Source organism: Brevibacterium marinum (assembly GCF_011927955.1).
GTDB classification, from domain to species: Bacteria; Actinomycetota; Actinomycetes; order Actinomycetales; family Brevibacteriaceae; genus Brevibacterium; species Brevibacterium marinum.
Window position 1 is genome coordinate 660,018 of record NZ_JAATJN010000001.1, and the last position, 14,080, is coordinate 674,097.

Below are 14,080 nucleotides of genomic sequence, written 5' to 3' on the forward strand. Positions count from 1 at the left end.
ACCTCGGCCCCGAAGGGCCCCGGTGAAGGGCTGTCGTCCACTGTGCGCGAGGGGGGACTTGAACCCCCACGACCTTGCGATCACTGGCACCTGAAGCCAGCGCGTCTACCAATTCCGCCACTCGCGCGAACAAGAGAAAACTCTAGCATCGAGGCGGGCAATCATGAAACTCGGATCGGAGGAAACGCCCGAAACGTGTCGACGTTCACATTCACACCATCGAACTTCGCACACGGCTCGTGACGCGCCGCACAATCGCCATGACATCAGCGCTCGTCAGAGGCTCAAGCAGTACTCAGCACCGCCTCTCAAGCTGGACGGCCACCGGGAATCCGGGCAGAGCTCGGTCCCGAAATGGGCGGTGACGTGAGTTGAGAGCTTCACCGCGTTAGGATTGGGTGTTGGTGTCTCCACCTCGGTGTCCTTCTCCGGGATCGGATTCACCGGGACAGACCCGTTCGGACACTCGGTCCGAGCTGGTGGCGAACGGTTCGTCACACGTACGACACCTGGATGAGGAGGTGCCATGGGGATTCTCGATCGTTTCGAGAAGGGGTTGGAGAATGTCGTCAATGGTGCCTTCGCCAAGGCGTTCCGCTCGCAGGTGGAACCGGTCGAACTCGCCGGCTCACTGCGACGGGAGGCCGACAACAAGGCCGCGGTGGTCTCACGCGGTCGGACGCTGACCGCCAACCACTACATGATCGAGCTGTCACCGACGGACTACGACCGTCTCTCCGACTTGGAGAACGAACTCCGCTCCGACCTGCGCCAGGTCATCGGCGATCACGCGGTCGAGCAGGCCTACAGCTTCGTCGGCCCCGTCTCCGTCGAATTCGCCGAAGCCGACGACCTCGACACCGGGATGTACCGTGTCGTATCGAGTACCCAGCGACCCGACGGATCACCTGCGGCACAGCCCGCCAACCGCGGCGGCTACGATCCGGTCTCGCGCTCACACAACATCGTCGGTGAGGGGCAGGCGAACTCCGGTTCCCGTCCGGTCCCTCCCAGACGCACCCCCGAGCCGGCAGCCGCGAGCAGACCCGCATCGGCGCCCGTACGACAGTCCGCGTCGGCCAGAGCCCGCACGATCACTGCGAGTGTGACCATCCACGGACACAGCTACGACCTCCATCAGGGGACGAACGTCTTCGGCCGTTCCTCCTCCAGCTCCGACTACGTCATCGACGACCCCGGCGTCTCCCGCCGGCACTTCGAGATCACCGTCGAACGCGATCACGCGGTCGCAGCCGACCTCGGATCGACCAACGGCACCCTTCTGCGCGGACGCAAGCTCACCTCGGCGAACCTGACCGACGGTGACGTCCTTCTGGCCGGAGACGCAGAGGTCCGCTATAGCGAACAGGACGCCCAGTGAGCGAGTTCACCGTCACCGTCTTCCGGTTCGCCTTCTTCATCATCCTCTGGCTCTTCGTCTTCGGCGTGGCCGGCGTCCTCAAACGGGACATCTTCGGTGCCAAGAAGGGCTCCCGGAAATCGCGCCGAGGCGGCAAGGCCGACCGCAAGGCGGCGCCGACGCCTGCACCGAGCAGACCCGCACCCGCGCCGGCAGCGCCCCGTCAACAGGCGCATCCGGGCTCCGTCCGCGTCACCGCCGGGCCACTGGCCGGGACCTTCGTCACGCTCTCCGGGGCACCCGTGACCTTCGGACGCGCGCCTGACAACACGATCGTCATCAGCGACGACTTCGCCTCCAGCCACCATGCGCGGATCGTGGCGGCCAACGGCTCCTGGGTCCTCGAAGACCTCGGCTCGACGAACGGCACGATCGTCGACGGTTCGCCCATACATTCGCCGATCAGCCTGCGCATCGGCACCCAGATCACCATCGGCCATACGACGCTGGAGACACAATCGTGACGACCGACGGTACGATCACCCTCCGTTCAGCAGCCCGGTCTCACACCGGGCTGGTGCGTAAGAACAACCAGGACTCCGGCTACGCGGGTCCGAACTTCTTGCTCATCGCTGACGGAATGGGCGGTCACGCAGGAGGCGACGTCGCCTCGGCGATCACCGTGTCCCGACTGGCCGAGCTCGATCGCGAACCCAGCGGCGAGGACGCCCTGGAGATCCTGCGCACCTCGATCCTCGAAGCCAATGACCGCATCTGCCGCGGCGTCGCCGAACAGCCCGAACTCGCGGGCATGGGCACCACGGTCACCGCTCTCCTGCGGGCACCGGGCAACCGCTTCGGACTGGCCCACATAGGCGATTCCCGCGGCTACGTGCTGCGCGACGGGGAGTTGCAGACCGTCACCCACGACCACACCTTCGTCCAGATGCTCGTCGACGAGGGCCGCATCACCCCCGATGAGGCCGAAACCCATCCGCAGCGTTCCGTGGTCATGAAGGTCCTCGGCGACGTCGGAGCCTCCCCCGATCTCGACCTCACCCTGCGCGAAGCCCACATCGGCGACCGTTGGATGCTGTGCTCGGACGGTCTGACCGGCTTCGCGGACGTCGCCGACATCGCTCGCGTCCTCGCCGAGGTCTCCGATCCCGACGAATGCTGCCGCCAGCTCATCGACCTGGCCCTGGCCGGGGGCGGCGCGGACAACGTCACCGTGGTCATCGGCGACGTGCTCGAGGGCACCGTCGAGACCGCTCAGGGCAGCGCCGTCGGCTCCGTCCACGTCAACCCCCAATATGCGATGATCGGCGCGAACACCGACGCCGAGGAGGCCCCCACCGACGCGGAACCGCACTACGGCGACGGTGACATCCCCACCGACACCGTGCCCCTGCAGGCGGTGTCCGACGCCGACAAGCAGGAGCCCACCGCCGAGGTGGTCCCACCGTCCCAGCGCACCGACCGGGCAGCGTCCGACACGGACGAGGCCACCAAGGAGGATGACCTCGACGCTGACGACGACGAGGTCGAAAAACGATCCTACCTGGGGTGGATCATCGCCGGCATCGTCATCATCGCCATCGCCGTGGGCGGATTCTTCGCCTACAACTACATGAACAACCACTACTATCTGACCGAGCTCGATGGGAAGGTCACGCTCTACCGCGGCCTCGACACGACGCTGGGGCCCATCGAACTCAGTCGTCTCGAGGACACCACCGACATCGAGGTCGGGACCCTCAACAGCTTTTCGCAGGACCGCCTGCGCGGCTCCATCCAGGCCGACTCCCGGGGTGAGGCCGACCGCATCATCGAGAACCTGCGCAAGGAGGCCGAGCGTTCGGGCAATGTCTCGGGCAATGTCCAGGACGCGACGAAGCCCAGCGATCCCGCGCCGTCACCGCCGAGCTCCGAAGCGGTCGATCCCAGTGACGCCATCACTGAGGAGTCACAGTGACGCCCGAGAATCCCAACCAAGTCGCGCGGCCACGGCCCTATCGCTTGGCTGAACTCGGCCTCCTGATCCTCGCCATCGCCGTGGCCACCAGCGCCTATGCCCTCGTCGGCCTCGGGGCGGAGGACACGATCCCGGCCAACGTCTACCAGTACGCGGCCTGGCTGGCCGCGCTCGGACTGATCATCCACGTCATCGTGTGGTGGAAGGCGAAGTACGCCGACCCCGTCCTCGTGCCGATCGCGGTCCTGCTCAACGGCCTGGGCCTCGCAATGATCTACCGCGTCGACCTCGGTTCCGACGAGTTCCAGAACAGCGGAATGTCGCAGCTGATCTGGATGACCCTGGGCGTGGCACTGGCCGTCGGCGTCATCATCTTCCTCGCCGACCACAGGCTGCTGCGCCGCTACACCTTCGTCTCCGGGTTCGCCGCACTGATCTTCCTCCTGCTCCCGCTCATTCCGGGCCTCGGCAAGACGGTCAACGGAGCCCGCATCTGGATCGGCGTCGGTCCGATGTCCTTCCAGCCCGGTGAGATCGCGAAGATCCTGCTCGCGGTCTTCTTCGCCGGCTACCTCGTCTCCTACCGCGACCAGCTGGTCCTCGCCGGCCCGAAGATCCTCGGCATCCGGTTCCCGCGTCTGCGGGACTTCGGACCCATCGTCATCGCCTGGGTCGCCAGCGTCGGCATCCTCGTCTTCGAGAAGGACCTGGGCACCTCGCTGCTGTTCTTCGGCCTGTTCGTGGCCATGCTCTACGTCGCGACGAACAAGATCTCGTGGATCATCCTCGGTCTCGGCTTCTTCGCCGCCGGCGCCCTCGCCGCGTCCTTCCTCTTCTCCCACGTCCAGCAGCGCGTCTCCGGCTGGCTCAATGCGCTCAGCCCCGAGGAGTACAACAAGTCCGCCGGCGGTTCCTATCAGCTGGTCCAGGGCCTGTTCGGCATGTCCAACGGCGGACTGACCGGGACCGGACTCGGCGAGGGCCGACCCAATATGGTCCCCTATGCGGAATCCGACTTCATCTACGCCAGCCTCGGCGAGGAACTGGGCATGGCCGGGCTCTTCGTCATCCTTCTCTGCTACCTGTTCATCTTCCAGCGCGGCATCAAGACCGCCCAGCAGCTGCGCGACGGCTTCGGCACGCTGCTGGCCACGGGACTGAGCTTCACGATCGCCCTGCAGGTCTTCGTCGTCGTCGGCGGCGTCACCCGCCTCATCCCGCTGACCGGCCTGACCACACCGTTCCTCGCCCAAGGCGGTTCCTCGCTGATAGCGAACTGGATGATCATCGCTCTGCTCCTGCGCATCTCCGACAATGCCAGACGACCGGTCGAGGACTTCCACACCGGCGTCCTCAAGATCACGGAGGACCCGGACGACCGGACCCGAACCGGCGGCCGCAACGACACGAAGCGGGTCGAGGGTGCCCGCGACTACGCGAACGGTGACGGCGCAGGCGCGGACCGGGCCACCGGTGACGACGCACCGACGACCAACCTCGGCGGCGCCGATCTCGGGTCGACCGGGCCCGATGAGGCCCCCACAACCAATCTGGGCACAAACGGAGGTGAACGATGAAGAGGTCACTGACACACATCACCGTCGTCGGGTTCGTCATGTTCGCGCTCCTGTTCGGCTCCACCAGCTGGGTGCAGTTCGTCACCGCGGATTCGCTCAACAACAATCCGCTCAACAACCGTCGGATCCTCGACCAGCTGGCCCGCGACCGCGGCCCCATCCTCGTCGACGGCAAGAAGATCGCGTACTCCGAACCCGTCGATGACAAGTACAAGTATCAGCGCAAGTACGGTTCGGAGGGCCTCAACCCCCGTGCCTACGCCTCGATGACCGGGTACTACTCCATCGTCTCCGGAGCCTCGGGCATGGAGCGGGCCTCCGGCGACTACCTCTCAGGGGACTCCGACGCCCTGTTCTACGACAAGGTCGGCAGCCTTTTCACCGGTGAACAGCCGCGCGGTGCCGCCGTGGAGCTCACCATCGACCCCGAGGTCCAGAAGGCGGCCTGGGACGGGTTGGGCAACCAGAATGGTGCCGCGGTCGCCCTCGACCCGGAGACGGGCAAGGTCCTCGCCATGGCCTCGACACCGGGCTGGGACCCCAACCCCATCGCCAGCCATGACCCGCAGGAGGCGCAGAACGCCTTCGAGAAGCTCAACGACGCAGAGGGCAAACCGGCCTACAATCGGGCCATCGGCGGCAACCTCTACCCACCGGGGTCGACCTTCAAGGTCCTCGTGGCCGCGGCCGCACTGGAATCGGGCGACTACAAACCCGACTCAACCCTGAACGGCCCGGCGGAACTCGACCTGCCGCAGACCACCTCCACGATCGGCAACTCCCATCCGGGCGCCTGCCGCAACGGCGGTCAGCCCTCGCTGGCAGATTCCCTCGCCGAATCCTGCAACACCTCCTTCGCCTCACTCGGCATGGACCTCGGGCAGGACGCGATCCGCGAACAGGCCGAGAAGTTCGGCTTCGGACAGGAGATGGAGATCCCGCTCAACGTCAGCTCCTCCAGCTTCCCCGACGATCTCAACCCGCCCCAGCTGGCGCAGTCCGCACTGGGACAGTACGAGGTCAGGTCCACGCCGATGCAGATGGCGATGATGACGGCGGGCATCGCGAACGGCGGCAAGATGATGAAACCGCAGCTCGTCGATCGGGTGCTCAACGCGAACACCCTCGAACCCATCAAGGAGAACCGCCCGACGGAGAAGTCCCGGCCCGTCTCCGGTGACACCGCCGATCAGCTGACCACGATGATGGAAGGCGTGGTCGAGGACGGCACCGCCTCGGTGGCCAAGATGGACGGAACGAAGGTCGCCGCGAAGACCGGCACCGCGCAGCACGGGCCCGGTGCGGCTCCGCACGCCTGGTTCATCTCCTTCGCCCCTGCCGACGACCCGAAGGTCGCCGTCGCGGTCGTGGTGGAGAACGGCGGAAACGCGGGCAACGAAGCTTATGGTGCGACGGTCGCAGGACCGATCGCCAAGAACATGATGGAAGCGGTGGTCGAAGAATGAGACCCGTCGAAGGCACCCTGTTGGGAAACCGATACAAGCTCACCTCCCGGATCGCCGTCGGCGGCATGGGCGAGGTCTGGAAGGGCGTCGACTCGGTGCTCGGCCGCGAGGTCGCAGCCAAGATCCTCAAGGACGAATACCTCTCCGACGCCACCTTCCTCGCCCGGTTCCGCGCCGAGGCGCAGAACATGGGCCGCGTCTCCGACCCGGGAATCGCCGGGGTCTTCGACTACGGCGACGAGCAGGGCTCTCCGTATCTCGTCATGGAGTATGTCCCCGGTGAGGCCCTGTCGGCGATCATCGAACGCAGCGCCCCCCTGTCCGAGACGGACACGTTGAGCATCGTCTCCCAGGCCGCGCAGGCACTGGGTGCCGCTCACAAGGTCGGCGTCATCCACCGCGACGTCAAGCCCGGCAACATCCTCATGACCCCGGACTTCCGGGTCAAGATCACGGACTTCGGAATCGCCCGCGTCACGGACCAGGCTCCGCTGACGAAGACCGGCCAGGTGATGGGCACCGCCCAGTACCTGGCCCCCGAGCAGGCCACCGGCAAGGGCTCGGGCTCCGGCTCCGACCTCTACGCTCTGGGCATCATCGCCTATGAGGCACTGGCCGGGCAGCGTCCGTTCACCGGTGACTCGCAGGTCGCGATCGCCATCGCCCAGGTCAACCAACAGCATCCGCCGCTGCCGGACACGGTCTCCGAACCGCTGCGCCGCCTCGTCGACTGCCTGCTCGAGAAGAAACCCGAACGCAGGCCCTCGGATGCGGTGGCCGTCTCCCGGGCGGCCGATGCTCTGGCGAGCGGCGATGTGGCCGGCGCCGAGGAGATCCTGCCTCAGATGCGTCTGGGCAGTGCCGCCTCCGAGGCGCTCACGCAGGCCTTCAACAACCCTGAGCCCGTGCCGACGACCAAGGCGATGCCGGTCACGGCTTCGAACGATCAGACCCGTGTCATGCCGGGCGCCGGTGCTGCAGGCGCCGCGGGGGCCGGCGATGGCAGCGAACTCGATGCCGAGAACGCAGAGGACAAGTCACTCGACGAGAAGCAGTCGAAGAAGGGCCGCACCCTCATCTGGATCCTGGCGATCATCGCCCTCATCGCCGTCGGCGCACTGCTGTGGTTCTTCCTCGGCGGCGGCAACACCGAACCCGAACCGGCACCGAGCACCAGCCAGACCACGACGTCGGAGGCGGTGAAGACGGTCGAGATCGACAAGAACGACTACATCGGGCTCACCGAATCCTCGGCGACCCAGAACCTCGAGCAGCAGGGACTCGTTGCCGACACCCAGTCCATCGAGTCCTCCCGCGCTGCGGGCACGGTCGCCGATGTGGGCGAGGGCGAGAACGGCTACACCTTCGAAGAGGGCGATACGGTCACGCTCTACATCTCCTCCGGTCCGGCCGAGGAGACGGAGGAGCCGGAGCCGACGAACACGCCGAGCCCGACGGAGACCGGTGGTGACGACGGGTCGTCCTCCGACGACGGCTCCGGCACCGACAACGGTGATCAGGGCTCGTCAAGTGATGACAACAGCGGCTCGAACGACACCGGCACAGCCGATGCCGACAACGGTTCGAACAGCGATTCCGGCGACACTTCGTCGAACGATCCGAACGGCGGATCGGACAGCGAGACGAGCACCGACGGCAGCGGTAGCAATGCTGACAACGAGGGCTCGAATTCGGACAGCAGCTCGGAGACGGACAGCAGCTCGAACGCCTCGTCGGATCAGGACGCCGACGGACCGGATCCGACCGGTGGCGGCGGAGATCCCAGCGCCGGGTCCAACTTTGAGGACTCGGTAGTCGGGTGACACCATGCGCTGAGAAGAACAGAGATCTACTTGACATGCGAAGTACTTTCCCACGACGTGGGTGAACCAAGCGGAGGACCAGAATGAATGAGCCCAAGGTGCTGTCGGGGCGGTACGAAGTTCGTACGCTCCTCGGCCGTGGGGGCATGGCAGAAGTGCACGAGGGCGTCGACAATCGACTGGGTCGGCGCGTCGCGATCAAGCTTCTGCGGTCCGATCTCGCTCGTGACCCTTCGTTCCACACTCGTCTCAAGCGCGAGGCCCAGTCCGCGGCCGGGCTCAACCATCCGGGCATCGTCGCCGTCTACGACTCGGGCGAGGAGGACTTCGTCGAGACCGGCGGGTCCACCGTCTCCGTTCCGTTCATCGTCATGGAGTACGTCGAGGGCCAGACGCTGCGTGAGGTCCTCAACGAACACGGCACCCTCACCATCGACGAGGCGCTCAACGTCGTCGCCGGGGTGCTCGCGCCGCTCGAGTACTCCCACCGCAACGGCATCGTCCACCGTGACATCAAGCCCGCCAACGTCATGCTCACGCCCGAAGGTGACATCAAGGTCATGGACTTCGGCATCGCCCGCGCGCTCAAGGACAACAGCGGCCTGACCCAGACGCAGTCGGTGGTGGGCACCGCCCAGTACCTGTCGCCCGAACAGGCCCGAGGCGAGGTCGTCGATGCCCGCTCCGACCTCTACTCGACGGCCTGCCTGCTCTACGAACTCCTCGTCGGCAGGCCCCCGTTCGTCGGAGATTCGCAGCTCGCGGTCGCCTACCAGCACGTGGGTGAGACCCCGCAGGCCCCCAGCTTCTACAACCCGAACATCCCCCCGGAGGTCGACCGGCTCCTGCTGCATGCGCTGTTCAAGGACCGCGATGAGCGCTATCAGGACGCCTACATCTTCCGGGAGGACGTGCTCGCGGCCCGCGACGGCCGTCCGCTGAGCTTCGACGAGGACGTCGACCGCACGCAGGCGTTCCCGATGGCCGGGGCCATGATGGGTCCCCCACAGTACGCTCAGGACGCCGAGGTGGACCCCGAGACGGGTGCCGTGTCGACGATCATGGCCAAGCAGGACGAACCACCACCGCCGAGGCGTTCGCGCGCCTGGATCTGGATCGGCAGCATCTTCGTGCTGCTGGCTCTGGCTGCGATCGCACTGTGGGTCTACGAGATCAACAAACCCCCGGACATCATCCAGGTCGAGGTCACGGATGTGGCCGATATGGACGCCGATGACGCCGAGTCCGCTCTCATCAAACAGGGCCTGAGGGTCGACAGGGACGAGGCGTACAGCGAGGACGTCGACGAGGGCAAGGCCATCAAGACGGATCCTCCCGGCGGGCAGCGTGTGGAGGAGGACAGCGTCGTGAAGCTGGTCATCTCCACCGGACCCGAGAACGTCAAGGTTCCCGACGTCGCCGGCAAGACCGAGGAGGACGCCCGCAAGGTCCTCAACGACGACAAACTCCAGGCGGGCACGCACATCTCCCAGAACTCTCCGGACGTGGAGAAGGGCGTCGTCATCGAGACCAAGCCGGGCAGCGGCTCCGAGGTGGATGTCGACTCCAATGTCGATCTCGTCGTCTCCTCGGGCATGGTCGAGGTTCCCGACGTGACCGGCAAGTCCGCGAAGGAGGCGTGCAAGATCCTCGAGGGCGACGACTACCAGCTCGGGTGCAAGACCGAAGAGGTCGAGACCGCAGACGAAGAGGAGAAGAAGGTCTTCGAACAGTCGACCAACGGCGGCAGCGACATCAAACAGGGCGCGGAGATCACGATCAAGGTGGCCAAGAAGCCGTCGGAGCCCTCGCCCACCATCCCGTCCGTCCCCGGTGGCGTCCCGACCTCACCGAGTGATGACGGGAACAGCGACGACAACGGCAACAATGGCGACAACGGCGACGACAACGGCGGGGACGACGACAACGCCATCGGCGGCGGAGACAGCTGGTTCGACGGCTTCTCCGAACGCGACTGAGCCGCGGTCTCGGGTGGCTCGGCCGCCCTGGGGCTGCCCGCCCTGGAGCCGACCCGATCCTCAGGACAGTGTGAGGAAGAGGTCCGTGCGCAGTTCCGCCGGATCCATATCCGGCCGCGGCTCGGTCACATAGACTTCGAAGAACGGCAGGCCCGGGTGGTGCCCGGAACCGACGATCGCATTCAGGAATGCCGCCCACGCCTCAGCCAAGCCGTCGTAGCCGCCGGTATAGGTCAGTGCGGCGATGGATCCGCCCGGCAGCTGTGATGGGATCGCAATGAGGCCCCCGCCCAGGGGCAGGGCCCGAGTCAGACCCGAGGTCAGCGGCAGTCCGACTTCCAGGTCGACCGTGTCGCTGGGCTGGCGCGTGTAGAGCGCGAATGCCGGAGCCACGACTTCCTTCTGCGCCTCCTGCAATGCGGGGAGCAGCCCCGTGAAGGTCCGGTCGAAGAGGGAGGGAAGATCCTGCGCGGGCACATTCCTCGCCTCCACAACGGCTGTGGGGATCGCGTCCGCCTCGAACACGGTGAGCTCGGAGAATGGTTCGCTGCGGTTGAAACTCGACTCTGACATCGGTGGCCCTCTCGCTTCCGCCTGCCCGCAGCCACCTCGGCGAGACTCCGGGCCCTGGATCGCCTGTGTGGCACGATCCTAATGTCTCAGGCCCCGACGTCGGAAGAGGCAAGGAGGACCGATCCACGAGCCCCCGCCCGGCCCCAGGCGAATTTCAGGCCGGGCTCAAGCGGAGTTCAGGCCGGGTGACCGGAGGAAACGGACGTCCCGGCGATCGCCGAGGCCATCGGAGACATCTCGGCGGCCTTTGCGGCGGCACCGTCGATTCCGCAGACCTCGAGCCAGTTGCCCAACATCAGGTAACCGCATTCGGTGAGCACGGACTCGGGGTGGAACTGGACCCCGAACAGCGGATGCTCACGGTGTTCGATGGCCATGACGACGCCGTCCTCGGTGCGGGCGGTGACAGTGAACTTCTCGAGGTCGAGGGTCTCGTCGACGATGGCCAGTGAGTGGTAGCGAGTCACCGTCAGCGGGTTCTTGCAGCCGAAGAAGATGCCCTGACCGTCGTGTGTGATGACAGAGGTCTTGCCGTGCATGAGCACCGGCGAGTGGGTCACGGTGGCGCCGAAGACCTCGCCCAGGGCCTGATGGCCCAGGCAGACGCCGAACACCGGGGTGCCGGACTGCTCGGCCCAGGCGATGAGGTTCGAGCACGCTCCGGACTCACCCGGAGTTCCCGGTCCCGGGGACAGGAGGACACCGTCGTAGTCGGCTGCCAGGGCCACGACAGCCTCGGCGGAGATATCGTCATTGCGGATGACGTGCGTCTGCGCTCCGAGCTCGCGGACATAGGACACGAGCGTGTAGACGAAGCTGTCGTAGTTGTCGACGACGAGGATCTTGGTCATTGGCCACCGCCTGAATCGGTCACGGTTGCGTTGTTGAAGGGCATGTAGGGGGCGACCACCGGGAAGACGTACTGCATGAGCAGCAGCACCACGGCCGCGATGAGGATGAGGGCGAAGATGAGTTTGACGAACCAGTTGCCCGGAAGCAGCCGCCAGATCAGACCGTACATTCTCAGGCACCACCGTTCTTGCTGACCTTGTCGTAGGCCTTGGAGTCCTTGATGTTGTCGGGCGCACCGTCCGCGGCCGGGGTCCAGTCCGTGAGTTCGGCGTAGGCGACGTAGCGCTCTCTGGCCGAGAACATCGGATTGCAGGCCGTCATCGTCAGTATCCGGTCCTTGCCCTTGAACTCGGGTTCGTCGGGGACCGGGGCGAGCACCTCGACGGCGTCGGGCAGGATGATGTCGAAGTTGCGGAACGTGTAGGTGTAGAAGCCGTCCTTGGTCTGGACGATGATCTCATCACCCGGTCGCAGCTTCGCGATCTGGTTGAATGGTTTGCCGTAGGTCACGCGGTGGCCGGCGACGGAGAAGTTGCCGACCTCGCCGGGCATCGCGGAGTTCGGGTACCGGCCCACGCCCATCCGGTTGAGGACGGGTTCGAGATCGACCCCCTCGGCGACCGTGCGGTAGTAGTCGTCGCCGAAGCGCGGAATGTAGAAGATGCCGAAGGCACTGTCCTTCTCCACGGGATCCGCCACGACCGGTTCTTCGGGGTCGTCGGGCAGCTGATTGGGATCCTGGTTCGACCAGTCCTCGGTGAGTTTGTCGGCCAGCACCTCGTTGTCGCGGTTGGCCTGGATGTCGGTCCACCACAGCTGCCAGACCACGAACAGGATGAGGATCATTCCGGCCGTGATGCAGAGTTCGCCGAAGGTGCGGATGGTGCCGCGGATCGGGCCCAGCGGTTGACGTTCCGGCTTCTGCGCCCGCCGTCGACCGGGATCGTCGCCGTGCCCCCTCCCGCCGGCAGCTGCCGCCGACGCATGCGCGCCGAGGTTGGGGCCCGCACCGCTGTTGACCTGCGGGTGCTCTTGTGTGGAGTCCGAGTACACGGGCGGAGCATCGGAGTAGACGGCCGTCGGGGCACCGCTGGCGGCAGCGGCCTCGGCTTCTCGGCGGCGAAGTTCACGGCGGCTGGGAAGTGGTTGATCGGTCCCTGAATTCGCGCTCGGGTTCGACCCTGCGCCGGCCTCGGGCGCCGAACTCATCGGTTCTGTGGCCGGACCGACCTCGTAGTCGCCGTGTCCACCCTGTGGGGCGTGGTGTTCATTGGCCGGGTAGTGCGAGGCGTTCTGCCTCTGAGCAGGGCGAATAGTGGGTCGCGACGACGCACCTGCGTCTGACTCGTTACCCGAGGGGGGCCTATTCACCACTGCTGCACCGTGCCTATTGTTTCGAATCCGGGGCCTGGCCAAAGGACAAGCGGGGACACCGTATTGCACTTTATCGCATTCACCTGCCCAAAGCGGTCGTTCTCAGGGTAGTTGGAGTTTTTAAAACTGCCGGATGTCACGAGTAGACTGGTCTGCGATTGTCCCTACCCATTCAATCGGTGGCCTCAGCAACGGTCGGCCGTATAAGGAGTACCCGTGGCCAAGTCCAACGGACGGACCCAGCGCCCCCAGCGCACTTCTCGCAACTCGTCGAAGGCCGACGTCGAAACCGAGGCTCAGTCGATCGACGATGTCGAGGCAGTCGAGGACCTCACGTCAGACGACGTGAACAGTGACACGTCCGAGGACTCCCAGAGGACGGATACCGAGACCGATACGGCTGCGAAGTCAGCTTCAGAGAAGTCAGGTTCGGAAAAGGCCGGTTCGGGGAAGACCGCGACCGAGGAATCGGAGACAGGATCCTCTGAGATCTCCGAGGCCGATGTGGGCGACACGAACTCGGACGAACCCGCTGCCGACGACACAAGCTCCCACGAGCCCGCTGCCGACGACGCAGACTCCGAGGGCGACTCGACCACCTCAGTCGGCTCCGGGAAGTCCGCCTCCGCAGAAGCGGCCAAGACCGACAAGTCGGGCAAGGGCGCGAAGAAGGGCGGGAGCGCCAAGGGCTCCTCGGCGAAGGCGGCATCGTCCAAGGGATCCTCGGCCAAACGCACCTCACGTTCGGGCAACCCGGCCAAGCGGCCCCAGGGACGCAAGACCGCCTCGTACACCTCGCAGTCCGGCCAGCAGACCATCAAGCCGAACCCCCGCTGGTTCCTGCCGGTCCTCATCGGACTCCTCCTCATCGGCCTGATCTGGCTCGTGGCCTTCTACGTCTCCCAGGGAGCATTCCCCGTCGAGGCTTGGGGCAACTGGAACATCCTCATCGGGTTCGCCTTCTTCGTCGCGGGCCTGATCATGTCCACACGCTGGCGGTAGCGGCCGGGCCATCGTCCCTCGAACTCGACGTGCGGGGGCTGTACTGAGACACGGGTGCGCACTCGAATTTCGGTACAGCCCCCATTCTGCGATTCACGG

General features: G+C 65.8%; 12 protein-coding genes and 1 tRNA gene. 8 read left to right on the forward strand and 5 right to left on the reverse strand.

The window, feature by feature from the left end:
• Nucleotides 1-43 precede the first annotated feature (43 nt).
• A tRNA-Leu gene (locus BKA07_RS02880) sits at nucleotides 44-127 on the reverse strand.
• A 399-nt stretch (nucleotides 128-526) separates the two neighbouring features.
• On the opposite strand from BKA07_RS02880, the gene BKA07_RS02885 reads away from it, so the two are divergent.
• The 7 genes from BKA07_RS02885 (at nucleotide 527) to pknB (ending at nucleotide 10,180) form a co-directional block, all read left to right on the forward strand.
• Nucleotides 527-1,381 (forward strand): FHA domain-containing protein, encoded by an 855-nt coding sequence (locus BKA07_RS02885; protein ID WP_167949572.1) that lies wholly within the window; start codon nucleotides 527-529, stop codon nucleotides 1,379-1,381.
• Entirely contained in the window at nucleotides 1,378-1,884 is a 507-nt protein-coding gene (locus tag BKA07_RS19675) for an FHA domain-containing protein FhaB/FipA (protein ID WP_167949573.1), read from the forward strand. The genes BKA07_RS02885 and BKA07_RS19675 overlap by 4 nt, the downstream gene beginning before the upstream one ends.
• Nucleotides 1,885-1,937: 53 nt before the next feature.
• On the forward strand, nucleotides 1,938-3,335 hold the full coding sequence (locus BKA07_RS02895; protein WP_342448973.1) for a PP2C family protein-serine/threonine phosphatase: 1,398 nt from the start codon (nucleotides 1,938-1,940) through the stop codon (nucleotides 3,333-3,335).
• Complete coding sequence (locus tag BKA07_RS02900) at nucleotides 3,332-4,912, forward strand: FtsW/RodA/SpoVE family cell cycle protein (RefSeq protein WP_167949575.1); 1,581 nt, start codon at nucleotides 3,332-3,334, stop codon at nucleotides 4,910-4,912. Before BKA07_RS02895 ends, BKA07_RS02900 begins: the two co-directional genes overlap by 4 nt.
• Nucleotides 4,909-6,378 (forward strand): peptidoglycan D,D-transpeptidase FtsI family protein, encoded by a 1,470-nt coding sequence (locus BKA07_RS02905; RefSeq protein ID WP_167949576.1) that lies wholly within the window; start codon nucleotides 4,909-4,911, stop codon nucleotides 6,376-6,378. The genes BKA07_RS02900 and BKA07_RS02905 overlap by 4 nt, the downstream gene beginning before the upstream one ends.
• Nucleotides 6,375-8,201, forward strand: a complete 1,827-nt coding sequence (locus tag BKA07_RS02910; protein WP_167949577.1) for a protein kinase domain-containing protein — start codon at nucleotides 6,375-6,377, stop codon at nucleotides 8,199-8,201. The genes BKA07_RS02905 and BKA07_RS02910 overlap by 4 nt, the downstream gene beginning before the upstream one ends.
• Before the next feature lie 83 nt (nucleotides 8,202-8,284).
• A complete protein-coding gene (pknB, locus tag BKA07_RS02915; protein ID WP_167949578.1) occupies nucleotides 8,285-10,180 on the forward strand; it encodes a Stk1 family PASTA domain-containing Ser/Thr kinase in 1,896 nt (631 codons plus the stop codon).
• Nucleotides 10,181-10,240: 60 nt separating this feature from the next.
• On the opposite strand, the gene BKA07_RS02920 is transcribed toward pknB, so the two are convergent.
• The 4 genes from BKA07_RS02920 to BKA07_RS02935 form a co-directional block, all read right to left on the reverse strand.
• On the reverse strand, nucleotides 10,241-10,753 hold the full coding sequence (locus BKA07_RS02920) for a GyrI-like domain-containing protein (RefSeq protein WP_167949579.1): 513 nt from the start codon (nucleotides 10,751-10,753) through the stop codon (nucleotides 10,241-10,243).
• Nucleotides 10,754-10,929: 176 nt separating this feature from the next.
• Nucleotides 10,930-11,604 (reverse strand): anthranilate synthase component II, encoded by a 675-nt coding sequence (locus tag BKA07_RS02925; RefSeq protein WP_167949580.1) that lies wholly within the window; start codon nucleotides 11,602-11,604, stop codon nucleotides 10,930-10,932.
• Entirely contained in the window at nucleotides 11,601-11,774 is a 174-nt protein-coding gene (locus tag BKA07_RS02930; RefSeq protein WP_167949581.1) for a hypothetical protein, read from the reverse strand. The genes BKA07_RS02925 and BKA07_RS02930 overlap by 4 nt, the downstream gene beginning before the upstream one ends.
• 2 nt (nucleotides 11,775-11,776) lie before the next feature.
• Nucleotides 11,777-12,814, reverse strand: coding sequence for a class E sortase (locus BKA07_RS02935; protein ID WP_167949582.1), 1,038 nt, complete (start codon nucleotides 12,812-12,814; stop codon nucleotides 11,777-11,779).
• A gap of 381 nt (nucleotides 12,815-13,195) precedes the next feature.
• On the opposite strand from BKA07_RS02935, the gene BKA07_RS19680 reads away from it, so the two are divergent.
• Nucleotides 13,196-13,981: a cell division protein CrgA gene (locus BKA07_RS19680; RefSeq protein WP_167949583.1), complete on the forward strand. Its 786-nt coding sequence runs from the start codon at nucleotides 13,196-13,198 to the stop codon at nucleotides 13,979-13,981.
• Nucleotides 13,982-14,080: the final 99 nt, after the last annotated feature.